The organism is Streptomyces sp. NPDC086989 (assembly GCF_044745505.1).
Classification (GTDB): domain Bacteria; phylum Actinomycetota; class Actinomycetes; order Streptomycetales; family Streptomycetaceae; genus Streptomyces.
The window spans coordinates 48,879-74,786 of sequence record NZ_JBIVAL010000019.1 but is presented as its reverse complement, the minus strand read 5'-3'; the positions used below and the strand labels follow the sequence as shown (position 1 = coordinate 74,786).

24 protein-coding genes and 1 riboswitch are annotated in these 25,908 nt (G+C 72.7%); of the genes, 15 read left to right on the top strand and 9 right to left on the bottom strand.

Going from position 1 to position 25,908, the window contains the following annotated elements; genetic code table 11:
- The first annotated feature begins 30 nt into the window (after positions 1 to 30).
- Positions 31 to 1,743 (top strand): NAD(P)/FAD-dependent oxidoreductase, encoded by a 1,713-nt coding sequence (locus ACIPK4_RS34090; protein WP_054220598.1) that lies wholly within the window; start codon positions 31 to 33, stop codon positions 1,741 to 1,743.
- A gap of 211 nt (positions 1,744 to 1,954) precedes the next feature.
- Here the strand turns inward: ACIPK4_RS34090 and ACIPK4_RS34085 are convergent, their stop codons facing one another.
- From ACIPK4_RS34085 to ACIPK4_RS34075, 3 genes are all read right to left on the bottom strand, one after another.
- Positions 1,955 to 2,596 (bottom strand): DUF5995 family protein, encoded by a 642-nt coding sequence (locus ACIPK4_RS34085; RefSeq protein ID WP_402320169.1) that lies wholly within the window; start codon positions 2,594 to 2,596, stop codon positions 1,955 to 1,957.
- A gap of 76 nt (positions 2,597 to 2,672) precedes the next feature.
- Entirely contained in the window at positions 2,673 to 2,822 is a 150-nt protein-coding gene (locus tag ACIPK4_RS34080; protein ID WP_402320166.1) for a hypothetical protein, read from the bottom strand.
- Positions 2,816 to 4,036, bottom strand: coding sequence for an MFS transporter (locus ACIPK4_RS34075; RefSeq protein ID WP_402320163.1), 1,221 nt, complete (start codon positions 4,034 to 4,036; stop codon positions 2,816 to 2,818). The genes ACIPK4_RS34080 and ACIPK4_RS34075 overlap by 7 nt, the downstream gene beginning before the upstream one ends.
- A gap of 56 nt (positions 4,037 to 4,092) precedes the next feature.
- Between ACIPK4_RS34075 and ACIPK4_RS34070 the strand changes: the two genes are divergently transcribed.
- Positions 4,093 to 5,253 (top strand): ROK family transcriptional regulator, encoded by a 1,161-nt coding sequence (locus ACIPK4_RS34070; protein ID WP_402320160.1) that lies wholly within the window; start codon positions 4,093 to 4,095, stop codon positions 5,251 to 5,253.
- Between the two features lie 30 nt (positions 5,254 to 5,283).
- Here the strand turns inward: ACIPK4_RS34070 and ACIPK4_RS34065 are convergent, their stop codons facing one another.
- The 4 genes from ACIPK4_RS34065 to ACIPK4_RS34050 all read right to left on the bottom strand — a co-directional run bounded on the left by ACIPK4_RS34065 (position 5,284) and on the right by ACIPK4_RS34050 (position 10,659).
- Positions 5,284 to 6,276, bottom strand: coding sequence for a CorA family divalent cation transporter (locus ACIPK4_RS34065; protein WP_402320157.1), 993 nt, complete (start codon positions 6,274 to 6,276; stop codon positions 5,284 to 5,286).
- Between the two features lie 167 nt (positions 6,277 to 6,443).
- Positions 6,444 to 7,211: an SDR family oxidoreductase gene (locus tag ACIPK4_RS34060; RefSeq protein ID WP_402320154.1), complete on the bottom strand. Its 768-nt coding sequence runs from the start codon at positions 7,209 to 7,211 to the stop codon at positions 6,444 to 6,446.
- A 61-nt stretch (positions 7,212 to 7,272) separates the two neighbouring features.
- Positions 7,273 to 8,172, bottom strand: a complete 900-nt coding sequence (locus ACIPK4_RS34055) for an RNA polymerase sigma-70 factor (RefSeq protein ID WP_402320151.1) — start codon at positions 8,170 to 8,172, stop codon at positions 7,273 to 7,275.
- A gap of 93 nt (positions 8,173 to 8,265) precedes the next feature.
- Positions 8,266 to 10,659 (bottom strand): chitinase C-terminal domain-containing protein, encoded by a 2,394-nt coding sequence (locus ACIPK4_RS34050; RefSeq protein ID WP_402320148.1) that lies wholly within the window; start codon positions 10,657 to 10,659, stop codon positions 8,266 to 8,268.
- A 277-nt stretch (positions 10,660 to 10,936) separates the two neighbouring features.
- Positions 10,937 to 11,066: riboswitch (FMN riboswitch) on the top strand.
- Between the two features lie 224 nt (positions 11,067 to 11,290).
- Here ACIPK4_RS34050 and ribD point away from each other — a divergent pair.
- The 10 genes from ribD (at position 11,291) to ACIPK4_RS34000 (ending at position 20,084) form a co-directional block, all read left to right on the top strand.
- Positions 11,291 to 12,370, top strand: a complete 1,080-nt coding sequence (ribD, locus tag ACIPK4_RS34045; protein WP_402320280.1) for a bifunctional diaminohydroxyphosphoribosylaminopyrimidine deaminase/5-amino-6-(5-phosphoribosylamino)uracil reductase RibD — start codon at positions 11,291 to 11,293, stop codon at positions 12,368 to 12,370.
- On the top strand, positions 12,371 to 13,009 hold the full coding sequence (locus ACIPK4_RS34040; RefSeq protein ID WP_054220592.1) for a riboflavin synthase: 639 nt from the start codon (positions 12,371 to 12,373) through the stop codon (positions 13,007 to 13,009).
- On the top strand, positions 13,006 to 13,659 hold the full coding sequence (locus ACIPK4_RS34035) for a nicotinamide riboside transporter PnuC (RefSeq protein WP_402320145.1): 654 nt from the start codon (positions 13,006 to 13,008) through the stop codon (positions 13,657 to 13,659). Before ACIPK4_RS34040 ends, ACIPK4_RS34035 begins: the two co-directional genes overlap by 4 nt.
- Positions 13,656 to 14,948, top strand: a complete 1,293-nt coding sequence (locus ACIPK4_RS34030) for a bifunctional 3,4-dihydroxy-2-butanone-4-phosphate synthase/GTP cyclohydrolase II (RefSeq protein WP_054220590.1) — start codon at positions 13,656 to 13,658, stop codon at positions 14,946 to 14,948. The genes ACIPK4_RS34035 and ACIPK4_RS34030 overlap by 4 nt, the downstream gene beginning before the upstream one ends.
- 80 nt (positions 14,949 to 15,028) lie before the next feature.
- Positions 15,029 to 15,514 (top strand): 6,7-dimethyl-8-ribityllumazine synthase, encoded by a 486-nt coding sequence (gene ribH / locus ACIPK4_RS34025; RefSeq protein ID WP_030298869.1) that lies wholly within the window; start codon positions 15,029 to 15,031, stop codon positions 15,512 to 15,514.
- Positions 15,515 to 15,549: 35 nt separating this feature from the next.
- Entirely contained in the window at positions 15,550 to 15,831 is a 282-nt protein-coding gene (locus ACIPK4_RS34020; RefSeq protein ID WP_054220589.1) for a phosphoribosyl-ATP diphosphatase, read from the top strand.
- 77 nt (positions 15,832 to 15,908) lie between these two features.
- A complete protein-coding gene (hisG, locus tag ACIPK4_RS34015; RefSeq protein WP_054220588.1) occupies positions 15,909 to 16,757 on the top strand; it encodes an ATP phosphoribosyltransferase in 849 nt (282 codons plus the stop codon).
- A gap of 52 nt (positions 16,758 to 16,809) precedes the next feature.
- The gene (locus ACIPK4_RS34010; protein WP_402320139.1) at positions 16,810 to 17,274 is read left to right on the top strand and encodes a PH domain-containing protein; all 465 of its coding nucleotides are present in this window, start codon (positions 16,810 to 16,812) and stop codon (positions 17,272 to 17,274) included.
- A gap of 285 nt (positions 17,275 to 17,559) precedes the next feature.
- Entirely contained in the window at positions 17,560 to 19,014 is a 1,455-nt protein-coding gene (locus tag ACIPK4_RS34005; protein WP_376197061.1) for a hemolysin family protein, read from the top strand.
- Positions 19,011 to 20,084, top strand: coding sequence for a hemolysin family protein (locus ACIPK4_RS34000; protein ID WP_376197063.1), 1,074 nt, complete (start codon positions 19,011 to 19,013; stop codon positions 20,082 to 20,084). The genes ACIPK4_RS34005 and ACIPK4_RS34000 overlap by 4 nt, the downstream gene beginning before the upstream one ends.
- 52 nt (positions 20,085 to 20,136) lie before the next feature.
- Here the strand turns inward: ACIPK4_RS34000 and ACIPK4_RS33995 are convergent, their stop codons facing one another.
- Together ACIPK4_RS33995 and ACIPK4_RS33990 are read right to left on the bottom strand one after the other, a co-directional pair.
- Entirely contained in the window at positions 20,137 to 22,077 is a 1,941-nt protein-coding gene (locus tag ACIPK4_RS33995) for an AAA family ATPase (RefSeq protein WP_402320135.1), read from the bottom strand.
- Positions 22,078 to 22,455: 378 nt separating this feature from the next.
- Complete coding sequence (locus ACIPK4_RS33990) at positions 22,456 to 23,091, bottom strand: uridine kinase (RefSeq protein ID WP_402320132.1); 636 nt, start codon at positions 23,089 to 23,091, stop codon at positions 22,456 to 22,458.
- A gap of 173 nt (positions 23,092 to 23,264) precedes the next feature.
- On the opposite strand from ACIPK4_RS33990, the gene ACIPK4_RS33985 reads away from it, so the two are divergent.
- The 3 genes from ACIPK4_RS33985 to ACIPK4_RS33975 all read left to right on the top strand — a co-directional run bounded on the left by ACIPK4_RS33985 (position 23,265) and on the right by ACIPK4_RS33975 (position 25,474).
- Positions 23,265 to 24,677 (top strand): peptidase C39 family protein, encoded by a 1,413-nt coding sequence (locus tag ACIPK4_RS33985; RefSeq protein ID WP_402320129.1) that lies wholly within the window; start codon positions 23,265 to 23,267, stop codon positions 24,675 to 24,677.
- Positions 24,678 to 24,782: 105 nt separating this feature from the next.
- Positions 24,783 to 25,205: an SPW repeat protein gene (locus tag ACIPK4_RS33980; protein WP_402320126.1), complete on the top strand. Its 423-nt coding sequence runs from the start codon at positions 24,783 to 24,785 to the stop codon at positions 25,203 to 25,205.
- A gap of 116 nt (positions 25,206 to 25,321) precedes the next feature.
- A complete protein-coding gene (locus ACIPK4_RS33975) occupies positions 25,322 to 25,474 on the top strand; it encodes an SCO1431 family membrane protein (RefSeq protein ID WP_107096132.1) in 153 nt (50 codons plus the stop codon).
- Positions 25,475 to 25,908 lie beyond the last annotated feature (434 nt).

Here is a 25,908-nt window from a genome sequence, read left to right as displayed (position 1 = left end):
CTGCCCCACCCCCGCAAGGAGCCGTACCCCATGACGTCCACGGTGCCCACCACCGCCGTCCCGCACAGCGACGGACAGCCGCCGATCACCATGTTCGGCCCGGACTTCCCGTACGCGTACGACGACTTCCTCGCCCACCCGGCGGGCCTGGGCCAGATACCGGCGACCGAGCACGGCACCGAGGTCGCCGTCATCGGCGGCGGCCTGTCCGGCATCATCTCCGCCTACGAGCTGATGAAGATGGGTCTCAAGCCCGTCGTCTACGAGGCGGACCAGATCGGCGGCCGGCTGCGCACCGTCGGCTTCGAGGGCGCCGGCACCGAGGGTCTGACCGCGGAGATGGGCGCCATGCGCTTCCCGCCCTCCTCCACGGCGCTCCAGCACTACATCGACCTCGTCGGCCTGGTCACCGAGCCGTTCCCGAACCCGCTCGCCGAGGCCACCCCCTCGACGGTCGTGGACCTCAAGGGCGAGACCCACTACGCGGAGACCATCGCCGACCTCCCGCAGATCTACCGCGACGTCGCCGACGCGTGGAACGCCTGCCTCGACGAGGGCGCCGACTTCTCCGACATGAACCAGGCGATGCGCGAGCGGGACGTCCCGCGGATCCGCGAGATCTGGGCCAAGCTCGTCGAGAAGCTCGACGACGAGACCTTCTACGGCTTCCTCTGCAAGTCCGAGGCCTTCCAGTCCTTCCGCAAGCGCGAGATCTTCGGCCAGGTCGGCTTCGGCACCGGCGGCTGGGACACCGACTTCCCGAACTCCATCCTGGAGATCCTGCGCGTCGTCTACACCGAGGCGGACGACCACCACCGCGGCATCGTCGGCGGCTCGCAGCAGCTGCCGCTGCGCCTGTGGGAGCGCGAGCCCGAGAAGATCGTCCACTGGGCGCAGGGCACCTCCCTGTCCTCCCTGCACGAGGGCACCCCGCGCCCGGCGGTGACCCGCCTGCACCGCACGGCCGGCAACCGCATCACGGTCACGGACTCCTCGGGCGACATCCGTACGTACCGCGCCGCGATCTTCACGGCGCAGTCCTGGATGCTGCTGTCCAAGATCGCCTGCGACGACTCGCTGTTCCCCATCGACCACTGGACGGCGATGGAGCGCACCCACTACATGGAGAGCTCGAAGCTCTTCATCCCGGTGGACCGCCCGTTCTGGCTGGACAAGGCCGTCGACGACGCAGGGAACCCGACGGGCCGCGACGTCATGTCGATGACCCTCACGGACCGCATGACGCGCGGTACGTACCTCCTGGACAACGGCCCGGACCAGCCCGCCGTCATCTGCCTCTCGTACACGTGGTGCGACGACAGCCTGAAGTGGCTGCCGCTGTCCGCGAACGAGCGGATGGAGGTCATGCTCAAGTCCCTCGGCGAGATCTACCCGAAGGTCGACATCCGCCGTCACATCATCGGCAACCCGGTGACCGTGTCGTGGGAGAACGAGCCCTACTTCATGGGCGCGTTCAAGGCGAACCTGCCGGGCCACTACCGCTACCAGCGCCGCCTGTTCACCCACTTCATGCAGGACCGCCTCCCCGAGGACAAGCGCGGCATCTTCCTCGCGGGCGACGACATCTCCTGGACGGCGGGCTGGGCCGAGGGCGCGGTCCAGACGGCGCTGAACGCGGTCTGGGGCGTCATGCACCACCTGGGCGGCTCGACCGACGCCACCAACCCCGGTCCGGGCGACGTCTACGACGAGATCGCCCCGGTCGAACTGCCGGAGGACTGACCTCCGACGGCCACCGCCCGGAGCGGCCCCACCCCCGCCGCTCCGGCCCCGTGACCACGGGCCGCCCCCGCGTACGCAGCGCGGCGGCGGCCCGTCTTCATGTCCGGCCGTCCTGTCCGGCCGTCCCTGTTCCGGCCTTCATGTCCGGCCTTCCCGTCCGGTCTTCCCGCCTTCATGTCCGGCCCGGCGTACGGGCCCTGCGGCCCGGAGGTCAGGACGTCGGGGTCAGCAGACAGCGGCCCACCAGGCCGACGCCCGCGTCCAGGGAGTCCGTGAACTCCTCCGCCAGGTCGGGGGAGCGGCGCAGGGTCCACAGGAGGCGGGCCGCCGACCAGGCTGCGCCGCGGGCCCGGTCCAGGCTCCACGAACCGAGCAGGTGCGTCAGCGGATCCGCGACCTCCAGCAGGTCCGGGCCCGGCATCAGGTCCTCCCGGATGTGCTCCTCCAGGGAGACCAGCGTGTCGCCGACCCGGTCGAAGTCCGCCTCCAGGGCCCGTGGTTCGCAGTCCAGGGCCCGGCAGGTGGCGACCACCGCGAGCGCGAGATCGTGCCCGATGTGCGCGTTGATCCCGGCCAGGGCGTGCTGGAGCGGCCGGACCCCCGGGTGGCGGCGGTACTGGAGCAGCGGACGCCAGCAGGCCGGGGCCCGGTCCGCCTCCACCGCCGTCAGGTACCGCTCGGCGAAGAGCACGCTCAGCGCCTCGGCCCGTCGCGGCGTCGGGAACTCCCCGTGGGAGATGCGGTCGTGCAGGGTCTCCGTCACCGTCAGGTACACCCGGTTGAAGACGGCGACACCGTCGTGTGCGGGGAGCCGGTCGTCCAGGGCGCGCATCCGCGCGAGCACCGCTTCCATGAGAGGCAGCGTCGCAGTCGGCGGTGCGGATCCGGGGAACTTGGCCGTGTGCTTCGCCGGTTCGGGCGAACCGGGCTCAGGGGCGGGCGCCCTGCACGGGCCGTTGCGCGCCGGCCGCGTCCGCCCCGGCGGCGTACGCCGCGGTCCCCGGGTCCGGCAGCGGTTCCCGTTCCCTGAGGTGCGCGGGCGCCAGGTACCGCAGTGCGCGCTGGCCCGTGGTCACCACGACGGGCGGACATCCGCCGGTTCGTCCCGGTCTGCGCGTGCGGAACCCGCCGTCACCGGCTTCTGCCGCAGCACCGCGGCCCCCGCGACCAGTGCGAACGCGAGCAGGGTGACCAGCCCGAAGGACATCACGAGCGAGGTCGCGTCCGCCACCGCCCCGATCGCCGACGGCGCGATCAGCCCCGACGTGTACGTGATCGTCGCGACCCCCGCGATGGCCTGCGCCGGGGCCGGCCCGCTGCGCGCGGCCGCCGCGAAGGCCAGCGGGACCACCACCGCGATGCCCAGTCCGATCAGTCCGAAGCCCGCCATCGCCGCGGCCGGCTGGTGGACCGTCACCACGGTCAGCCCGCCCGCGGTGGCCAGCACTCCGCCCGCCCGGACCGTGCGCACCGCGCCGAACCGGTCCACCACCCGGTCCCCGGCGAGCCGGGCGAGGGCCATGGTGAGTGCGAACGCCGTGGTGGAGGCCGCCGCGAGACCGGCGTCCGTGTCCAGGACGTCCCGCAGGTACACCGCGGACCAGTCCAGGCTCGCGCCCTCCGCGAAGACCGCGCAGAACCCCATGGCCCCGATCAGCAGTGCGGACCTCGGGGGCAGCGCGAAATGCGGCGGCGCCTGCGCCTCCGCGGCGCTGTGCAGGTCCAGCACCCCCCGTACGGCGACCAGCCCGGCCGCGGTCAGGGCGAGCGCGGCGACCAGATGGTGCAGCCGGGCGTCGCCCCCGGAGTGGGCGGCGACCGTGCCCGCCGCCGAGCCGAGCAGCGCGCCCACGCTCCACATGCCGTGCAGCGAGGACATGATCGAGCGCCCGATCCGGTTCTCGGTCTCCACACCGAGCGCGTTCATCGCCACGTCCGACATCCCGGCGGTCGCCCCGTAGACGAAGAGGACGAAACACAGGACGGCCAGGTTCGGGGCGAGGCTCGGCAGGATCAGGGACAGGGTCCACAGCGAGAGCAGCCCGCGCAGCGCGGCGCGGGCGCCGAAGCGGTGGTTGATCCGGCCGGCCAGCGGCATCGCGACCGCGGCGCCCAGCGCGGGGAAGGCCAGCGCCAGGCCCAGGGTGCCCGCGCTGAGCTGTGCGTGCTCCTGGATCCAGGGGATGCGGGTGGCGAAGGAACCGGTCACGGCACCGTGGGTGCAGAAGACGGCGGCGATGGCGATGCGGGCCCGGCGCAGGCGCGCCGGGCTGAGGTCTGTTTCCCCTGTCATGGCGATTAAACTATCAGGGACCCTGCCTGATAGTTAGTGCGGACGAGGTACCTAAGATGGGCGCCGTGACTCCTGCCAAGGTGCTGACCCCCGCCGCTCCGTCGCCCGCGTCGCCGAGCACGGCCCGTGCCATCAACGACCGGCTCGCCCTGCGGTTCCTGCAGGAGCAGGGGCCCCTGACCGCCACGCAGCTCAAGGCGATGACGGGCCTGTCCCGCCCCTCCGTCGCCGATCTCGTCGAGCGGCTGACCCACGCCGGGCTGATCGAGGTCGTGGGGGAGTCGGGCGAGCAGCGCCGCGGACCCAACGCGCGGCTGTACGGGATCGTGGCCGGCCGCGCCTACCTGGCGGCCCTCGACGTACGGACGGACAGCGCGACCGCGGTCGTCGCGGACCTGCTGGGCCGCCCGCTGGCCCGGGCGGCGCTCCCGGTGGACGCCGTCGACGAGGCCGTGACCCGACTGGAGGCCCTCGCCCGGAAAGCCGGCGCGGACCGGCTGCACACCGTGGTGGTCGGCGCCCCCGGCCTGGTCACCCCGGCCGACGGGGAACTGCGCAGCACCGTCGGACTGCCGTCCTGGCACCGGGACCTGGTGGCCGCGCTCCAGCGGAGGCTGCCGGCCACCGTGGTGGTGGAGAACGAGACGAACCTCGCGGCCCTCGCCGAACAGCGCGTCGGCGCCGCGCAGGACCTGGACTCCTTCGTCCTGCTGTGGCTCGGCGCCGGCGTCGGCGCGGCGGTCGTCCTGGACGGCCGGCTGCGCCGCGGAGCCTCGGGCGGCGCCGGCGAGATCGGCTTCCTCCCGGTGCCGGGCACGGGCCGGCTGCCCTCCGCCACGGACTGCGGGGGTGGGTTCCACGCCCTGGCCGGCCGGGACGCGGTGGCCTCGCTGGCGGCCTTGCACGGCTACACCGGGCCGGTCGAGGAGGCGGTGGCGGGCGCCGCAGGCGAGGCCTTCACGGAGGCCCTGGCCGAGCGGCTCGCCCTGGGCGCGGCGGCCGTCGCGGCCGTACTGGACCCGGGCTGCCTGGTCCTGGCGGGCGGGCTCGGCCACGCGGGCGGCGCCGGCCTCGCGGACGCGGTCGCCCGCCGGCTGGCCGCGCTGACCCCCGTGCCGATGGAGGTCCGCGCCACCGCACTCGGCGACCCGGCGGTGCTCGCGGGCGCCCGCCTGGCCGCCCGCGAAGCCGCCCAGGCGGACCTCTTCACGCCCTGAGCCGCCGAGCCGGACGCCCTACCGGACGCCCTACTCGTCTTCGCCGACGGCCTCGTCCTCGCGGAACCTGCGCCAGAGGCGGGTGCGGTGCAGTACGTAGAGCGCACCCGCCAGGAAGAGCACCTGGAGGCCCACGGCGAGTGCCCAGAAGATCGCCCTGCTCTCCAGCTCGTCCGACAGGTAGGCGAAGTTCATGCCGAAGAACCCCGTCACGAAGGTCAGCGGAAGAAAGATCGTCGAAACGATCGCCAACCGGTTGATCACCCCGTTCTGCTCGCCCGACACCAGGGAGGAGTAGGTGCCGAAGCCCCGCCGGGCGGCCTCCTGGAGCGCCTCGATCTCCGTGAGCACCACCCGCGACGTGCGCTGGTACTCACGGGCGAGCCGCTGGCGCTCCTCCGGGAAGTTCCGGTTCAGCACCCGGCGCGTGATGAACTCCTCCGCCGCCTGGTGGTAGGGGAGGAGCGAGTGGTGCAGCTGCGCCGCGGTCCGGCGCAGCCGCGCCAGGCGGTACAGCTGCTGGGGGTCCCGCCGGCGAAACATCTCGTCCTCCAGCTCCTCCACCTCCAGCAGGGCCTGGACGGCGGAGCGCCGGTAGGTCTCCAGCGCCTCGCCCAGCATCAGGAACAGCGTGGCCACGGCGTCGGGCGGCCTCTCGCGCGGGAAGCGGGCCACGCACCTGTCCACCAGCCCCGCCGGCCCCCGGTGCACCGTGAGCAGGTACCGCTCGGTGGCCACGACGTGCAGGTGGACGACCCGGCCCGCCTCGATCGCCGGGACGACGAACGCGGCCGCGTCACCGAGGAACTCGGCGCGGGCGGTCTCCCGCTCCGCGCCGAGCCAGGGCAGGTCGTCGGCCTCCAGCCCGAGCAGGTCGGCGACCGGCTGCTCACCGGGCGGGGCCTCCTCGGGCAGCTCCGCGTCCACGAACAGGAAACGGGATGCCGCGAGCCGCTCACGGGCCTCGGACACCGGGGCGCGCCGCGCGATGCCCTCCGGCATGGACACCACCGAAACGATCATCGCCCCTCACCGTGGGTCGTACCGTGGGCCGAATGTGACGATCTCTCCCACAGTGTCCCCTGCCGGAGCCTGCGCAGGCGCTCGGAAGACTCCATCTGGCGGCCCGGCTCCCGGCAACGCCGGCCTCCCCGGCTCCCGGCAACGCCCCGGCCTCCCCGGATCCGGCCTCAGCCGTCGGCCCGGGACCCGGCGCCCGTCCCGGTCCGCAGGAATTCGGCGAAGGTGACCTTGCCGACCGCGTGGGACGGCGTCAGGTTGCCGCCGCGGCGGAAGGCCGCGTACGCCTTGCCCGCCAGCGGCAGCGCGAACACCCTGCGCCGGCGCCCGGTCGCCGCCAGACGGGCCCGGGCCAGCTCGACCAGCGTGTGGATCTCCGGGCCGCCCATGTCCGGCACCCGGCCCGCCGGGGCGGGGACGGCGAGTTCCGCCATCCGGTCGGCGACCTCGGCCACGGCGATCGGCTGCACCCGGACCCCCTTCGGCAGTGGCAGCGGCACCACGGGCACCTTCGCCAGCGCGTCCACCGCCATGGCCACCAGGTCATGGAACTGCGTCGTCCGCAGAATCGTCACGCCCAGCCCGGACTCCTCCAGCATCCGCTCGACCTTGTACTTCACCGTGTAGTAGCCGAACGGGATCACGTCCACCCCGACGATCGAGATGTAGACGACGTTCGTGACCGTCCCCGCCCGCCGGGCCGCCTCGATCAGGTGCCCGGCGGCCACGTCGTCTCCGCCGCGCGGACTGCTCGCGCAGTGCACGACCACCTCCGCGCCGGCCATCGCCGCCTCCAGCCCGCTGCCGTCCCGCAGGTCGACCGGATGGTCCTTCGCGTGCCGGCTCAGGACGCGTACGTCGTGGCCGGCCGCCCGCAGCCGGGCGACGACCGGCGTGCCGAGGGTCCCGGTGCCTCCGGTGACGAGGATCGTGCTCATGGTGTCCGTTCCTTCCTGAAGCCCTGAAAGGGTGCGTTCACCAGCCAGGACCGGACAGCCCTCAGAAACGTGACAGCTGCCGACGGAGGAATTCCAGCTTCTCCGGATTGAGCACCGTGCGCATCCCGCGGATCAGCCCGCCCTCGACCTCCACCTGCAGGACCGCCGCCCCGCCGACGATCAGCGCGGGCTCGCCGTTGACCTCCGCGAAGGAGACCGGCAGGTCCGCCGCGTACTTCCGCAGCGCGCCCACCAGGAACCGCGCCACCTTGTCCCGGCCAAGGATCGGCCGCAGGGCCGCCTTCACCACGCCGCCGCCGTCGGACACGTACCGCACGTCGGCGGTCAGCATGCCCTCCAGCCGGGCCAGGTCGCCGTCGCGCGCCGCCGTCAGGAAGGTCTCCACCAGGGTCCGCAGCCGCTCCGGATCGGGTTCGAAGCGGGGGTGCGGCGCCGCGGGCCGGCCCGCGGCCACCCGGGCCGCGGCCCGCCGGTAGAGCTGCCGGCAGTTGGCCTCCGTCAGGTCGAGCAGCCCGGCGATCTCCCGGTGACCGTAGGCGAACGCCTCGCGCAGCACGTACACCGCCCGCTCCACCGGCGTCAGCTGCTCCAGCAGCACCAGCAGGGCCAGCGAGACGCTGTCTCGCTGCTCCGCCGACTCCAGCGGGCCGAGCGTCCCGTCCCCGGTGAGCACCGGCTCCGGCAGCCAGGGGCCGACGTACTCCTCGCGCCGGGCGCGCGCCGAGTCGAGCCGGTTCAGGCACAGGCGGGTGACCACCTTGGCGAGCCAGGCCCCGGGGTGCTCGACGTCGCTGCGGTCGGCGGAGCTCCAGCGGAGCCAGGCGTCCTGGACGGTGTCCTCCGCCTCGGTGGCGGAGCCGAGCATGCGGTAGGCGATGCCGAACATCCGGGGCCGGTGCTCCTCGAAGTCCGCGACGGGTGCGGCGTCCTGTGTGATCACCGCAGCAGCCTACGAGGAGGCGTGCGGCGGCACGTGCGAGGACCCGGTGACCGCCGGGCCACCGGGTCCTCACGTCCGTTCACCCGAGGGGGGTCAGCAGGCGCCCTGGTCCTTCCAGACGCCCCACTCGCCGGTGGTGCCGGGCTCCTCGTTCTGCGTCCACCACTGGGCCTTCCACGTGTGGCCCTTGTGCGAGACGAGGTTCCCGCTGTTGTAGACCGTGCCCGCGACGTACGCCGGGTTCGTGCAGGTCCCGCCCGGCGGGGTGGTCGGCGGGGTCGTCGGCGGAGTGGTGGGCGGGGTGGTCGGCGGAGTGGTGGGCGGGGTGGTCGGGGGCTGGGTGGTGCCCGGTTCCACCACCGTCGTACCGCGCGCCAGGTCGCCGGCGAGGGCGTACGTGGTGCCGGAGATGTTCACCGTCCAGTTGGAGGGCGTGGACACCGGCAGGTAGTAGTTGAACGCCAGGTCCACCGAGGCGCCGGGGGCCAGCGTCTGCCAGGCCGGCAGCTTCAGCGAGACCCGCTGGAAGTCGCCCTTCAGGCCGCCGACGTTGGTGCCGCTGTGCCCGGTGGAGATCACCTTGGTGCCGAAACCGGACTGGTCGGAGGCATTGGCCGGGGCCGAGGTCCCGTAGTCGAACTGGAACTCCGTACCGCCGGGCAGCGTGCTCTTCGTGTTGTTGGTGATCTTGAGCTTCGGGGTGATCGGGTAGTTGGAGTCGCCCAGCTTGAACTCGGTGAACTCCGTCTTGATGTCGACCGCCTGGGCGGGCAGTGCGCTCCCTGCCTTCTTCGCGCCGTACGGGGAGGCCGCCTTGAACTTGTCGTACATCAGGGAGGTGAGGGTGTCGCCCGTCTCGTACTGGCCCTTGGCGGCGTTGTAGGCGTAGTCGCCGGCCAGCTCCCAGACCATCGTGCCGCCGATGCCCCTGTTCACCACGTAGTCGGCCTTGGCGGCGACGGACTGCTCGTCCTCCGTCGACAGGAAGACCTTCTTCTGGTCGTTCCACAGCCACGGCGCCACCAGCGTGGAGTCGTACTTGCGGACGTAGGTGCCGGTCAGCGTGGTGTTCGCCGGGAAGCCGTACTTCGTGACGTAGTCGCCGACGACCCCCTTCTCCAGGTTCTTGGCGTGCCACATCGGGTTGGAGCCCGCAGGGGACTCGGCCCCGTTGGTGTCCAGGTCGTGCCACAGGTTGTCGATGCCGACCGCGCCGTCACCGCACTTGGTCAGACCCGCGCCGGCCGGGCAGCTGGTCGCGGGTGCCCTGCCCCACAGGCCGTCCGTGCCGCCCTGCACGTTCTTGAAGCCGCGGGTGTAGTACGGCAGGCCCATGTTGATGCGGCCCGCCGGCATCGAGCCGCGGAAGTAGTGGTAGGCCCAGTCGGAGTTCAGGTAGCCGACGCCGCCGTACTGGGAGGTGGAGTAGACCCCGGCGGCGGCCAGTTCGCCGTCCTTGCCGTCGTCGAAGAGCGAGGCGTTCGGGCCGACGTACTCGTTCCATGCGCCGTGCAGGTCGTAGGACATGATGTTGACGTAGTCCAGGTACTTCTGCATCTGGAACGTCTCCATGCCCCGCAGCAGGTAGCCGGAGGAGGGGGCGGCGACGGAGAGCAGGTAGTGCCTGCCGTCGGCGGCGCCGGCGCGGTCGAGCCTCTCGCGCAGCGACTTCATCAGGGCGGCGTAGCCCTGGACGAGACCGGCCCGGCGGGCGTTGGAGAGCTGCCAGTCCAGCGGGTTGCCCGCGTCCTTCATCGTGGTCGGGTACTCGTAGTCGATGTCGACGCCGTTGAAACCGTACTTCCGGATGAACTCGACGGAGGAGTCCGCGAAGGTGTCGATGCCGGCCTGGTTGACGGAGCCGTCGGCGTTGGTGGCCATCGAGTAGAAACCGCCGGACGCGACGCGGTTGCCGTCGTCGCCGAAGTAGCCGCCCGTCTCGGCCCAGCCGCCGACCGAGATCAGCGTCTTGACGTTCGGGTACTGCTTCTTGAATTTGTTCAGCAGGTTGAAGTGGCCCTTGTAGGGGAGGGCCGGGTCCGTCTCGGCGCCCGCCACGCCCGGCCAGGTCATCCCGGTGGCGGCGTTGCCCGGGCCGTCCGTGCCGACCGAGATCTTGTTGTCGGCGCCCACGTGGGCGAAGGCGTAGTTCAGATGGGTGACCTTGGACCACGGGATGTTGTTGGCGAGGTAGGCGGGGGTGCCGTCCTTGCCGGTCCGCCAGCCGGTGAAGTATCCGATCACGCGGCGCTGGTGGTCGGCGCCCATCTTCTCGCGGCCCTCGGAGTCGTAGACCGAGCAGTACGGGACGTCGACCCCGGGCGTCTTGTACAGCCCGTCCGGGCGACAGCTCTCTCCCCCCGACTCCGTCTGGGGGGACCCCCAGGCGGAGTGCGAGAAGGTTGTCGAGAGCGCCGGCAGCAGCAGTCCGGCGATCGCCGCGCCGGATGCCAGGAGCATCGCTCTCGTACGTGTGGGGGACGGCATGGTGCCTCCTGGGGAGGGGAGGATGGCAGACACATAGGACACAACAGGCGTTGAATTGGTGCGTGTTGGCCCGTGACGTGCGCACATCTGACGGGCTGTCTCCCGGGGAGGATGAAGGGAACGTTAAGAGGACTAGACCAACCCGTCAATAGGTCTGGACCAATAGTCGTCCAACCTGACGGACTCCCGCGCGACGGGCCCCTTGTGACCCAGGCCACAGCACCTCGCCCGCATGGCCGACGATCGACCGTGGCAAACTGGCAGCAGTACCAGTAAGCAGCGCACTCCGGGGTCGGTGTAATTCCGAACCGGCGGTATAGTCCGCGACCCGTCCGCAGCCAGCGGCCGGTTGACCAGGTGAAATTCCTGGACCGACGGTGAAAGTCCGGATGGGAGGCAGTGCGCGGCGGGCCAGTCACCGGTACGCCGCCGTCGGCGGTTCATCGGCGCATCCCAGCGGATGCGTCCGGGCGGACCGTTTTTTCGGCCTCGGCGTCCCCCGTGTGTGCTGTACCGCTTCATCTGTCGTATCCCGACAGGCCCCGGAGTCCGTGCCCGATCGAGGCAGGAGGACCCGGTGGCGAACCACGCCGCACCCGCACCGCACGACGCCGAAGCCGACGTGCAGGCCATGCGCCGTGCCATCGAGCTCGCCGCCCGCGGCCTCGGCTCCACCAGCCCCAACCCGGTCGTCGGCTGCGTCATCACCGACGCGGCCGGCACGGTCGTCGGCGAGGGCTGGCACCAGCGGGCCGGCGGCCCGCACGCCGAGGTCCACGCCCTGCGCGCGGCAGGCGCGGCGGCCCACGGCGGCACCGCCTACGTCACCCTCGAACCCTGCAACCACACCGGCCGCACGGGACCCTGCGCCCAGGCGCTGATCGAGGCCGGCGTCACCCGCGTGGTCTACGCAGTCCCCGACCCGAACCCGCAGGCCAGCGGTGGCGCCACCACCCTGCGCGAGGCCGGGGTCAAGGCCGAGGGCGGCTTCCTGGAGGCCGAGGCCGCGGCCGGCAACGCCGCCTGGCTCACCGCCGTACGCCTGGGCCGCCCGCACGTCACCTGGAAGTACGCGGCCACCCTCGACGGCCGCAGCGCCGCCGCCGACGGCAGCAGCCGCTGGATCACCGGCCCCGAGTCCCGCGCCGACGTCCACCGGCTGCGCGCCGAGGCCGACGCCGTCCTCGTCGGCGGCGGCACCCTGCGCGCCGACGACCCGCACCTGGCCGTGCGCGGCGTCGACGGGGCCACCCAGCCGCTGCGCGTCGCCGTCGACACCCGCGCCGGCCTCCGGCCGACCGCCCGCGTCCTCGACGACGCCGCGCCCACGCTGCTCGTCGCCGGCGAGGACGCCGACACCCGGCACCTGCCCGGCGTCGACCTCCTCCGGCTGCCCCTGCACGACGGCCGCATCGCCGTCCACGACCTGCTCGGCGCGCTGTACGCGCGCGGCGTGCGCTCCGTCCTCCTGGAAGGCGGCCCCACCCTTGCGGGCGCCTTCCTCGAAGCCGGGGCCGTCGACCGCGTCGTCGGCTACCTCGCCCCGGCACTCCTCGGCTCCGGGCCCGCCGCCCTCGCCGACGCCGGCATCACGAACATCGCCCGCGCGGTACGCCTCCACATCACCGAGGCCGTCCGCGTCGGCACCGATCTGCGCATCACCGCCGTACCCGAAGCCGTCAGCACCCCCACCGCCCCCAAGGAGCACTGAGTGTTCACCGGAATCGTCGAAGAACTGGGCGAGGTCACCGCCGTCGAGCAGCTCTCGGAGGCCTCCCGCTTCCGCCTGCGCGGCCCCGTCGTCACCGACGGCGCCAAGCACGGCGACTCCATCGCCGTCAACGGCGTCTGCCTCACCGTCGTGGAGACCGCCGACGGCGAGTTCACCGCCGACGTCATGCAGGAGACCCTCAACCGCTCCAGCCTCGGCGCACTGCGGGCCGGCTCCCGGGTCAACCTGGAGCGCCCGATGGCCCTCGGCGGACGGCTCGGAGGCCACCTCGTCCAGGGGCACGTCGACGGCACCGGTGAGATCCTCTCCCGGACACCCTCCGAGCACTGGGAGATCGTCAAGGTCTCCCTCCCGGCGAACCTCGCGCGGTACGTCGTGGAGAAGGGCTCGATCACCGTGGACGGCGTCAGCCTCACGGTCGTCGAGGCGGCCGCCGACCACTTCAGCATCAGCCTCATCCCCACCACCCTCGCGCTGACCACCCTCGGCATCAAGAAGCCCGGCGACCCGGTCAACCTCGAAGTGGACGTCCTCGCGAAGTACGTCGAGCGCCTGCTGGCCGCCGGAGTCAACCCCCTGACCGCCACCCCCGACGACGCCCAGGAGGCCGGCCGATGAGCGCCCTGACCTGGCTCAACGCCGAGGCCTTCACGGTCTTCGGCCAGAAGGTCATCTGGTCCGACATGATCGGCAACCTGATGGGCCTGGCGGCCCTCGCCCTCGGCTGGCGCCGCTCCATCTGGACCTGGCCCGCCCAGCTGCTGTCCGGCCTGATCCTCATAGCCGCCTACGCCTCCGCCCACCTCGCCGGGGGCGTCGGCAAGCAGCTCCTCGTCATCGGCGTGGCCGCCTGGGGCTGGCGCGCCTGGCAGCTCGGCCGGCAGCAGGCCCAGGACGGCACCCTGGCGGTGCGCACCGCCACCTGGACCGAGCGCGGACTGCTCCTCGCCGGGGCGGCCCTCGGCACCCTCGCCGTCGGCGGCCTGTTCACGCTCTTCCCGAACCTGTCGTGGAGCCCGTGGGCCGACGCCTACATCTTCGTCGGCACGATCGTCGCGATGGTCGCCCAGGCCCGTGGCCTCGTCGAGTTCTGGTTCGCCTGGCTCCTCGTCGACCTGGTCGGCGTCCCGCTCGCCTTCACCAACGGTCTGGCCTTCTCCGGCCTCGTCTACGTCGTCTACTTCGCGCTCGTCCTGTGGGGCGCCCACGACTGGTACCAGCGTTCGCGCACCACCCCCGCCACGGCCCTGGAAGGAGCAACGGCATGACCACCCTCAAGCCCGTGCCCGACATCGACGCCGTCCTCGAAGCGGTCTTCCGGCTCGACCCCGTCGAGCAGGCCATCCGGGACATCGCGGCCGGCCGGCCGGTCGTCGTCGTCGACGACGAGGACCGCGAGAACGAGGGCGACCTCGTCATCGCGGCCGAGAAGGCCACCCCCGAGATCGTCGCGTTCATGATGAGCGAGTGCCGCGGCCTGATCTGCGCCCCCATGGAGGGCCCCGAGCTGGAGCGGCTCGAACTGCCCCAGATGGTCCAGAACAACACCGAGTCGATGAAGACCGCCTTCACCGTCTCCGTCGACGCCAGTGCCGCCCACGGCGTCACCACCGGCATCTCCGCCGCCGACCGCTCCACCACGCTGCGGATGCTCGCCGACGGCGTCTCCGAGCCCTCCGACTTCGTGCGCCCCGGCCACGTCTTCCCGCTGCGCGCCAAGCCCGGCGGCGTCCTGGTCCGCAACGGCCACACCGAGGCCGCCGTCGACCTCGCCCGCCTCGCGGGCCTGCGCCCCGTCGGCGCCATCGTGGAGATCGCCGGTGAGGACGGCGTCATGCTGCGCCTGCCGGAGCTGATCCCCTTCGCCCGCAAGCACGGCCTGACGATCATCTCCATCGAGGACCTGATCGCCTACCGCCGCTCCGCCGAGCCGACCGTGCGCCGCGAGGCCCAGGTCACCCTCCCGACCGCGCACGGCGACTTCACGGCCTACGGCTTCCGCTCCACCGTCGACGGCGTCGAGCACGTCGCCCTCGTCCACGGAGAGATCGGCGACGGCACGGACGTCGTGGTCCGGGTCCACTCCGAGTGCCTGACCGGCGACATCTTCCACTCCCTGCGCTGCGACTGCGGCCCCCAGCTGCACGCCTCCATGGCCCGCATCAAGGAGGAGGGCCGCGGCGTCGTCGTCTACCTGCGCGGCCACGAGGGGCGAGGCATCGGACTGATGTCCAAGCTGCGCGCGTACGAGCTCCAGGAGCGCGGCCGCGACACCCTGGACGCCAACCTGGAGCTCGGCCTCCCGGCCGACGCCCGGGACTACGCGGCCGGCGCGCAGATCCTCGCCGACCTGGGCGTCAAGAGCGTGCGGCTGCTGACCAACAACCCCGACAAGTCCGCCGCGCTCGTACGGCACGGCATCACGGTCAACGACCGGGTGGCCATGCCCACCGAGGCGGGCGAGCACAATCTGCGGTACCTGCGCACCAAGCGGGACCGGATGGGGCACGACCTGCCCTGGCTGGAGCAGACCGCGACCACCTGCGGCAACCAGTAACCGAGCACCACGCACCAAGCACCACGCACCACGAACCACGCACGACGAACCACGACCCACGAAGCACGAGGAGCACAGCTGTGAGCGGCAAGGGCGCACCCGAACTGAGTGTCAGGAACTGCGGAGACCTCCGGGTCGCCGTCATCGCGGCCCAGTGGCACGAGAAGGTCATGGACGGGCTCGTCGACGGCGCGCTGCGGGCCCTGCACGAGCTAGGCATCGACGAGCCCACCCTGCTCCGTGTCCCCGGCAGCTTCGAGCTCCCGGTCGTGGCGAAGGTACTCGCCGGTCGCGGTTACGATGCCATCGTCGCCCTCGGAGTCGTCATCCGCGGCGGCACCCCGCACTTCGACTACGTCTGCCAGGGCGTCACCCAGGGCCTGGTACAGGTGTCGATCGACACCGGAGTCCCCGTCGGCTTCGGCGTTCTGACGTGCGACAACGACGAGCAGGCGCTGGACCGTGCCGGGCTCGAGGGGTCGAACGAGGACAAGGGGCACGAAGCGGTCATCGCCGCCGTCTCCACCGCTGCGACCCTGCGGTCCGTCAGCGAACCCTGGCGCTGAGTGGCGGCGGGGGACCCCGTATTCTGAGGACCATCATGGCTAACGCACCCTCCAAGAGCTTCGAAGAGCTCTTCACCGAGCTCCAGCTCAAGGCCGCCGACGGCGACCCCGGCACCTCCCGCACCGCCGAGCTCGTCGGCAAGGGCGTCCATGCGATCGGCAAGAAGATCGTCGAGGAGGCCGCCGAGGTCTGGATGGCCGCTGAGTACGAGGGCAAGGAAGCCGCCGCCGAGGAGATCTCGCAGCTGCTGTACCACGTCCAGGTGATGATGGTCGCGCGCGGGATCTCCCTCGACGACGTCTACGCGCACCTCTAGGCCGGAGCCCTCCGCCGCCGGGCCCCCGCCCGCCCCAGTCCACACCTTTCGCACTCCACGCACTGAAGGAAGCCCCCATGCTGCGCATCGCCGTCCCCAACAAGGGTTCACTCTCCGGAGCGGCGTCGGCGATGCTCCATGAGGCCGGCTACCGCCAGCGCAAGGAGTCCAAGGAGCTCGTGGTCCTCGACCCCGAGAACGGCGTGGAGTTCTTCTACCTCCGCCCCAAGGACATCGCGATCTACGTCGCCTCGGGCAAGCTCGACATCGGCATCACCGGCCGTGACCTGCTGCTCGACTCCGGCGCCAGCGCCGAGGAGATCCTCCCGCTGAACTTCGGCCGCTCCACCTTCCGCTACGCCACCAAGCCCGGCACCGCGAAGGGCCCCGAGGACTTCCACGGGATGACGATCGCGACCTCGTACGAGGGAATCGTCGCCAAGCACCTCGCCGAGCAGGGCATCGACGCCTCCGTCGTGCACCTGGACGGCGCGGTCGAGACCGCCATCCAGCTCGGCGTCGCCCAGGTCATCGCGGACGTCGTCGAGACCGGCACCAGCCTGCGCAACGCCGGCCTGGAGGTCATCGGCGAGCCGATCCTCACCTCCGAGGCCGTGGTCATCCGCGGCAACGGCGCCTCCGCCGACAACCCGCAGGCCCAGCAGTTCCTGCGCCGCCTCCAGGGCGTCCTGGTGGCCCGCAGCTACGTGATGATGGACTACGACTGCCGCGCCGAGCACCTGGAGCGGGCCGTCGCCCTCACCCCGGGCCTGGAGTCGCCGACCGTCTCCCCGCTGCACAACGAGGGCTGGGTCGCCGTCCGCGCGATGGTCCCGGCCAAGGAGGCGCAGCGGATCATGGACGACCTGTACGAGCTCGGCGCGCGCGCGATCCTCACCACCTCGATCCACGCCTGCCGTCTCTGACCCGTACGTCCCCCGATCCGTACGTCCCCCCGCAGAAGGCATCACCAGCATCATGGCCGAGTCCGCCGCCCAGCCCGTACTGCCCGACCTGCCGGTCACCTTCCGGCCGACCCGTACCCGGGTCATCCTGCTGGGCGTCGGGCTCGCCATGTTCGCCACCATCACGGCGATCGCGTTCCTGCTGGAGAACCTCGGTCCGGGGGAGCGGGTCAGCTTCGTCTTCACCGCCGTCCTGCTGAGCTCCGTACTCGTCCTGCTCAGCCGCCCCAAGGTGGTCGCGGACGAGACGGGCGTCACCGTCGTGAACCTGACCAACACCCGCCGCCTGGAGTGGGCGCAGATCCTGCGCGTCAACCTCCGCCCGGGCGACCCGTGGGTGTTCCTGGACCTCAGCGACGGCACGAGCCTGCCCGCCCTCGGCATCCAGCCCGGCGTGGCCAGGCAGCAGGCCATCGGCGACGCCCGCGCCCTGCGCGCGCTCGCCGAGGCCCGGGGAACCGGGCCGCACCACCGCTGAGCCGCCGCCGCGCCGGCCTCGAACGGTCGTCGAACGGACGTTGAACGGGACTCGAACGGGCCTCGGGCGACTCTCGGACGAACCACCGGAGCCGCAGCCGACCGCTGCGTCCCATTGCGGCGGCGATCTCAGTGACTACCCTGGTGGCGGGGCGCACCTGTGCGCCCTCCCACCGGCCCCGGACCCTGAGGCCCGTGGGAACCTGCGACTTGAGGAGTGACTCCCTCCAGCAATGGACGGATCGTCCGGTAGTACCCGCGCCGCCCTCCCCGCGGAGGCGGCGGCATGACCATCCCGCTACTTCTGCTCGTGGCGGCATTCGCCCTGATCCTCGCCAACGGCTTCTTCGTGGCGGCCGAATTCGGCCTCGTCACCGTCGAACGCCCCGAGGCCGAACGCGCCGCAGCCGACGGCGACCGCCGTGCCCGCACGGTGGTCGAGGCCCTGCGGGAGCTGTCCTTCCAGCTCTCCGGCACCCAGCTCGGCATCACCATCACCTCCCTCGTGGTCGGCATGCTCGCCGAACCGGCCCTCGCCGGACTGCTGGACGGGCCGCTCGCGGCGACCGGCCTGCCCGCGGGAGCCGTCTCCGGCATCGCCGTCTTCATCGGCATGCTGCTCGCCTCCGCCGTCCAGATGGTCGTCGGCGAGCTCGTCCCGAAGAACTGGGCGGTCTCCCGGCCGCTCCAGGTGGCCCGGTTCGTGGCCGGCCCCCAGCAGGTCTTCTCCCGCGCCTTCCGGCCGGTCATCGCCGGCCTCAACGCCGTGGCCAACCGTCTCGTACGGGCGCTCGGCGTGGAGCCGGCGGAGGAGATGGCCTCGGCCCGCACCCCCGGCGAACTGGTCTCCCTGGTCCGCCATTCGGCCCAGGCCGGTGCCCTCGAACAGGACACCGCCGACCTCTTCGTACGGACCCTGTCGCTGGGCGAGCTCACGGCCCAGCACGTCATGACCCCCCGGGTGAAGGTCAGCGCCCTGCAGCACACGGCCACCGCGGCCGACGTGCTCAACCTGACCCGCGCCACCGGACTGTCCCGGTTCCCGGTCTACCGGGAGCGCATCGACGAGGTCACCGGCGTCGTCCACCTCAAGGACGCCCTCGCCGTGCCCGAGTCCGAGCGCGCCCGCACCACGGTCAGCCGCATCTGCGTCGCCCCGCTGCTGGTGCCCGGCTCGCTGCCGGTGCAGCCGCTGCTGGAGCGGCTGCGCAGCGAGCAGCCCATGGCCGTCGTCGTCGACGAATACGGCGGCACCGCCGGGGTGGTCACCCTGGAGGACATCGTGGAGGAGCTCGTCGGCGAGGTCCGCGACGAGCACGACCTCGCCGAGGACGAGGGCCCCGAACTGGCCGCCGTGCCCGCCGAGGACGGCCGCCCCTCCTGGGAGGCCGACGGCAGCTGCCGGGTGCAGACCCTGCGCCGGATAGGCCTGGAGGTGCCCGAGGGCCCGTACGAGACCGTCGCCGGTCTCGTCGCCGACCTGCTCGGCCGGATCCCCGCCCCCGGGGACCGTGCCGAACTGCCCGGCTGGAAGCTCTCCGTCCGCCAGGTCGGCCGTTACCGGGCCGAACGGGTCCGGCTGGTGCGGCTGCTCCCCGCCCCCCATCCGGCGCCCCACCAGGCGCCCCACCCCGCCCCGGCCGCACGCCCGGCCGCGGCCCCGGCCGCACGGCGGCCGGCGCCCCCCGAGCCCGGCCCCGTCGCCGGACACCCGGCCGACAGGGAGGCGGCGGTCCGATGAACGCACTGCAACTGCTCTTCGCCCTGCTCCTGGTCCTGGCCAACGGGTTCTTCGTGGGCGCCGAATTCGCCCTCGTCTCCGTCCGGCGCAGCCAGATCGAGCCGCTGGCCGCCGAGTCCAAGCGGGCCCGCCAGGTGCTGTACGGCCTGGAGAACCTGCCGCGGATGATGGCGGCGGCCCAGTTCGGCATCACCGTCTGCTCCCTGACCCTGGGAGCCGTCGCCGAGCCGACGATGGCCCGCCTGCTGGAGCCGCTGTTCCACGCTGCGCACGTCCCGCCGGGCATGATCCACCCGCTCGGCTACGCGGTGGCCCTCGCCGCCGTCGTCTTCCTGCACCTGGTCATCGGCGAGATGGTGCCCAAGAACCTGGCCATGGCCGCCCCCGAGAAGACCGCACTCTGGTTCAGCCCGGGCCTGGTGGCCTTCGCCAGGCTGTGCGGCCCCGTCACCACCGCGCTGGGCTCCTGCGCGCACCTGGTGCTCCGCCTCTTCAAGGTGGAGCCCAAGGACGAGGTCGAGGCCGTCTACACCAGCGCCCAGCTCGGCCGGCTCGTGGAGGACTCCCGGCAGGCCGGGCTCCTGGAGCCGGGTGAGCAGGAGCGCCTGGAGGACGCCCTGGAACTGGGCAGCCGCCCGGTCACCGACGTCCTGCTCGCCCGGGACCGGCTCGTCACGGTCGGCCCCTCGGCGACCCCGCGCCAGATCGAGCAGCTGACGGTCCGCACGGGCTACTCCCGCTTCCCCGTCCGTTCCGAGAACGGCGCCTTCATGGGCTACCTGCACGTCAAGGACGTACTGGACCTGGAGGAGCGGGAGCGAGCCGTGCCCCAGCGGGTCTGGCGCCGGATGCCCACGCTGTCCTCGACGCTCCCGCTGGACGACGCGCTCAGCGTCATGCGCCGCGACGCCACCCATCTGGCCCAGGTAGCCGACCCGGCCGGCCGGGTGCTGGGCCTGGTCGCCCTGGAGGATGTCCTGGAGATGCTGGTCGGCGAGGTCCGCGACCCCGCGCACCGCGTTCCGGCCCGCCGCCCCGGCCCCCGGCCGGAGGGCGCCCTGATCGGCTGACCGGCCCGTCCGCCGCCGCCGCTGCCCGGCAGGGGTCCCCGCCGGGCGGCGGTCACAGCGGCGGCGGCTCCGGGCGGTCGCGGTCCTGGGGGCCGCGGCCCGACAGGACCTCCCCGTACGCCTGCATCAGGTCGGGCAGCCGCAGCGTCGCCAGATCCTCCCGGGAGGGCTCGCCGGGGAAGCCCGCCAGCCGCAGGTCCCGGTACGCGCAGCTCTTCTCGTACAGGGTGCGCAGGAAGCGGCCGTTGCCCAGCTCGTCGATCCAGCCCTGCTCCACCACGTGCCCGCTGATGCTGCGCAGCTCGTCCAGGGCCTCCTCGTCCCAGCAGTCCCCGTTCGCGTCCGCCAGCACCCCGCCGATCGCCGTCAGCTCCAGCGGCCGGTAGCTGGGGAAGTCCACCCGGGTCGTGAACCGCGAGGACAGCCCCGGGTTGGCCGCCAGCAGCCGGTCCATCCCCGCCGGATAGCCCGCCAGGATCACCACCAGGTGGTCCCGGTTGTCCTCCGCGCGTTTCAGCAGCACCTGGAGCGCCTCGTCGCCGTACGCGTCGCCCTTGCTGTACCCGGTGTTGGACAGGCTGTACGCCTCGTCCACGAAGAGCACCCCGCCGATCGCCGAATCGATCAGCTCGTTCGCCTTGACGGCGGTCTGCCCGAGGAACTCGCCGACCAGATCCGCCCGTTGGGCCTCCACCAGATGGTCCCCGCCCAGCAGCCCGAGCGCGTAGAAGACCCGGCCCAGGATCCGCGCCACCGTCGTCTTGCCCGTGCCCGACGGCCCGGAGAACACGAAGTGCCGCTTGGGCGGCTGCACCGGCAGACCCTGACCGGCCCGCAGCCGCGCCATGTGCAGCTGCGCGGAGAGCGCCTTCACCTGCCGCTTCACCGGCTCCAGGCCCACCATCCGCTCCAGCTCCGCGAGCGCCTCGGCCAGCAGCGCGGGGTCGGCCGGCCCGGCCGGCAGCCCCCCGGGCGCCGTCTGCGGCGGCACCGCCACCTTGCGGCGCACGCCCTCCACCCGGCCCGTCCCCGGAGCCCCGAACCGCGGGTCCGGCTCCGGCACGACCAGCGGGTCCGGCTCCGTCTGCCCGTCCGCCGCGACGTCCTGGACGGGGCCACCGCCGAGGGCCACCGCCGCGAAGTCCCCGCCGACGGGGGACAGGTCGTGCCCGGCGTACCCCTCGTAACCGGCCGCGGCGTACCCGGCGTACCCGTCGGCACCGTCCACGTAGTCGCTGTCCTCGATCGCCGTCAGCCGGGCCGCCGTGTCCATGAACGCCGGATCCACCCGGTGCACCGCCCGGTACAGCGGCAGCGCCGCCGCGCTGCGCCCGGTCCCCTCGTGCGCCCGCGCCAGCCAGTACCGCAGCTCCTTGCGCTGCGGCTGCTCGCTGCGGCAGCGCATCAGCGCCGCCGAGAGCATCGGCTCGGCCTGCCCGTACATCTCCAGCCGGACCCGGGCCATTCCGCCGAACAGGCCCGCCTCGATGCCCAGCAGCGGATCGTCCACCAGGGGTTCGGTGTGCCGCACCAGCTGTTCCCAGTCCTTGACCAGGTAGGCCCGGCACGCGTGCAGGAACCGGACCTGCGCATCGGTGTCCACCGGCGGCAGCGCGGCCAGCGCCTGGTCCAGCTCGGGGACGTGCCGGCCGTCCAGCCAGTGCGAGGCGTGGGCCAGCAGCAGGTCCCGGCGGCTCTCCAGGACGGGCTGCACCCACCAGCCCAGCCAGTACCAGGAGTTCAGCGTCCGCCGGTGGCGGGCCCGCTGCTCCCCGAAGCGGTCGCGGTGGGTGTACATGCGCAATAAGGCGTTCGTGGTGTCCACCCGGAGCGCGTGCAGGCCCAGCCATGCGTCGGCCATCGAGGGATCCAGTCGTACGGCCGCCCGGAACTCCTCCTCGGCCTGCGGATAGGCGCCCATGGTGCAGGCGTCGACCCCGCGCAGCCAGGCGAGTTCGGCCGGGGCGTGCGTGCCCGGCGTGCCGAAATCCATCACATCCCCCACAAGCCTGCCCCCGTGGTGCACAGCAACCCCCGCGTCGCGCCCGCGAGTTGTCCACTGCGCCGATGAAATCAGGGGTGCATCGTACCTGCGGCAACGCACCATACGTAGGGTGCGGCGGACACCGGTCGGAGGCGCACCAGGGGCGCGCGAGGTGACTCAGGGTGAAGATCTCGCGGGGACCGGGCCCGCGCGCAGCCGCTGCGGAACCCTCCGGGGGCAGAACGAAGCCCCCGATCACGGGGGAACAATCGGGGGCTCCGCGTCTGCTGCGGCCTGGAAAGACCGCGCATTCAGAACGTAAGGCCGGTGCGGGGCCCAGGTCAAGCAAGTCGGTGCAGGCCCGCTCGAGGGCTGTGCGGGAGCGGCTCAGGCCCGGGGGAGTTCGTCACCCTCGGTGATGGAAGGGGCCCTTCCGGCGGTCGCATCCGTCCCGAAAGACCACTCGTATCCCGTACCGCTCTGGCGTACCAAAGTGTCGGCGAAGGGGCGCGAAGGATCATCCGAGAAGTGCGCGAGCTCCGCGCGCTCCCATCCGTCCCAGAAGTCGGAAAGTTCACGCCCGTCCCGATTTCGTCCGCGCCCCCAGGACTGCGCGCGCGGTGTCTCCATCCACAGCAGGCGCGCCAGATGCGGGCGCAGCGCCCGCCGGCCGGCCCCGACCCCCTCGATCAGCAGCACCGGCGCCGGCTCCAGCACCCGCTGCGGGCCGAAACGGCGCTCCACCCAGTCGTACGGGGCCCAGTGGGCCGGCCGTCCGGCGGCGAGCGGCTCCAGCACCTGCGCGCGCAGCCGCTCGGGCCAGCCGAACAGCTCCCCGTGCGTGGCCACGTCGTCCAGGTGCAGTACCGGTGCCCCGCCCAGTGCCTCGGCGAGCCGTCCGGCGAAGGTGCTCTTCCCCGAGCCGGCGTGGCCGTCGATGCCGATCAGCCGCACCGGGCCGAGCGAGGGCGGCAGGGCGGCGAGCTCGCGGGCGAGTGACTGAAGTGACTGCTGAGGCTCCACCCGGCCAGCGTAGAGCCCCTGCGGCGGCGCCCGGGGCACCCGCCCGGCGCACGGCCCCCCGCACGGCGCCCGGCGCCACCCGCGACACGGGGCCGGGGCTTCGGTGCCCGGCGGGCGGGAACTGCAAGGGTGGGGAAGCCGACCCGCCGCACCGACCCTTGGGGGCCACGCCGATGACCGCACCCACACCTCGCAGGGCCCTGCTGGCCCTCGCCCTCGCCGCTGCCACCGTGGTCAGCGTCCCCGGCGGCCGGGCCGCGGCGGCGCCTGCCGAAGCGGAATCCGCCGCAGGGGAACCCGCCCCGGCGGAATCCGGCGAAGGCGGGCCGGCCGGAGAAGGCGCCGGCCGGACCGTCGACAACCGGTTCTGGCACTCGTACGCCCACTGGCGGGCCGGCACCCACCAGGGCACCACCGCCCGCCACGGCCACCGCCCCGGTCTGGCGATCGCGACCCCGGCCGGCCGCACCGAGTACACCGACCCGCACACCGGCAGGAAGGGCATCTGGGAGTACGCCTCCTGGACCTCCCCGGTGCACCGCTCCCGGGTGCCCGGCACCGAGGCCATCCCCTCCTGGAACGCCCACACCCCGGCCGGCACCTGGATCCAGGTCGAACTGCGCGCCGGCTACGGCACCCGCGGCGCCACCCCCTGGTACGTCATGGGGCGCTGGGCCTCCGGCGACGGCGACATCCGCCGCACCTCCGTCGACGGCCAGACCGACGGCACCTCCACGGTGTGGACCGACACCCTGGCCGTGGACGCCCCCGCGCGGGCGAACGGCGTACGCCTCGCGGACTGGCAGCTGCGCCTGACCCTGCACCGCAGGCCCGGCGCCGCCGAAGGTCCGACGGTGTGGCTGGCCGGCGCCATGGTCTCCGACGTCCCGGACCGGTTCACCGTCCCCGCCGCCGCGCCCTCGGGCAGGGCCCACGAGCTGGAGGTCCCCCGCTATTCGCAGGAGGTCCACAGGGGCCAGTACCCCCAGTACGACAACGGCGGCGAAGCCTGGTGCAGCCCCACATCCACCCAGATGATCATCGAGTACTGGGGTCACAAGCCCGCCGCGGCGGACCTGGCCTGGGTCGATTCCCGTTACGCCGACCCGCAGGTCTGCCACGCGGCCCGGCTCACCTATGACAGTGCCTACAAGGGCTGCGGCAACTGGCCCTTCAACGCCGCCTACGCCGCCACCTACGACGGTCTGGCGGGCGTCGTCACCCGGCTGCGCTCCCTCGCCGACCTGGAGACCCTGGTCCGGGCGGGCATCCCCGCGATCACCTCGCTGTCCTTCCGGACCGAGGAGCTCACCGGCGCGGGCTACGGCACCGCGGGCCACCTGATGACCGTCATCGGCTTCACCGTCGCCGGGGACGTGATCGCCAACGACCCGAACTCGCCCGACAACCCGTCGGTCCGCCGCGTCTACGAGCGCCGCGAGTGGGAGAACGCCTGGCTGCGTACCAAGCGCCACAACGCCGCCGGCAAGGTCGCCACCGGCTCCGGAGGCATCTGCTACCTGTACGCGCCGGCCCGCCCGACCGTGGCCCAGATCGGGGCGCTGAGGGCGGTGGGAGTGCTGTGAGGCAGACGTCGAAACGTCCCGGATTTCCCGTTGACCCGGAACGTAGATAAGCGGAACATAAAGCCATAAAGGGCACATAAAGGCTTCTACAGGAGGCGGCCCGCCATGACCACCCACAGCATCGAACACCACCCCGACCTCGCCGAGATGCGCTCACGGTTCGAGCGGGTCACCAGCACCCCCGCCGCGCAGGCCGTGGAGGCACTCGCCCTCATCACGGGCCTGTACCTGGCGGCCTCCCCGTGGATCGCCGGGTTCAGCGGGCTCGGCCCGCTGGCGGTCAACAACCTGATCGCCGGCCTGGCCTACTGCCTGTGCATGAGCGGACTGGGCTCCGCCTACGAACGCACCCACGCGATGGCCTGGACGGCGGTCGTCATCGGAGCCTGGACGATCGTGGCTCCGTGGCTCATCGCCGGGGACGTCAGCACCACCCGCAGCGTGGTCAGCAACGTGATCGCAGGCGCCGTCGCCCTGCTGCTCGCGCTCTCCATGGCGGGCATGGCGGGCCGAAACCGCACCGCCTGACCCCCGGTACGCCCCGGGCCCCGACCGCACTGCGGCCGGGGCCCGGGGCGTGATGCGTGCCACGGGTGACGCTCGTCTCTACCGTGAAAGCCGCAAACGCTGTCACATTGGACGGCATGACCGCACACAGCGCCGCCCTCACCGCCCGCGCCCGCAAGCTCGTCGGGACCGGCGGCCCCAAGGAAGACCCCACGTGGCTGGAGCACGTGCTCGGCTGGACGCTGGTGGTCGTCGTCGCCATGTTCGTCACCCAGGTCGGCTGGCTCTGACCCGCACCCCGGCCCCGCGGCTCCTCGTCCCGAGGCCGCCCCGCAGTTCGGGGGAGTCGGCCGCCGGCCGGTCCTCCTCGGGTCCGTCACGGGTGCGCAGCCGGTAGTCGTCGAGCGAGGCCGCGCGCATCGTCAGGACCGGCGCCCGCAGCGGACCGTCCGCGGTCGCGACCTCGGTGACGCCCGCGAACGCGAAGCCCTGCGGGGCGAAGCGAGGTAGTCACCCTCGGCGGCGTCCGGGCCGCCACCGGTGCCCCGGAGGTCCGCCCGCGGCCCGGCGGGCGGGGGTATGCGCCGGCGGCGGGGACCGCCACGGCGGCCGACTTCCGCCGGCGACCCGGCCTTCGCGCCGGCCGGGCCGCGACGGATCCGCGGCCCTGCCCGTGCGCCCGGAAGTGCGCCTGGACGCGCCTGTGACCGTGCCCCTGATCGAG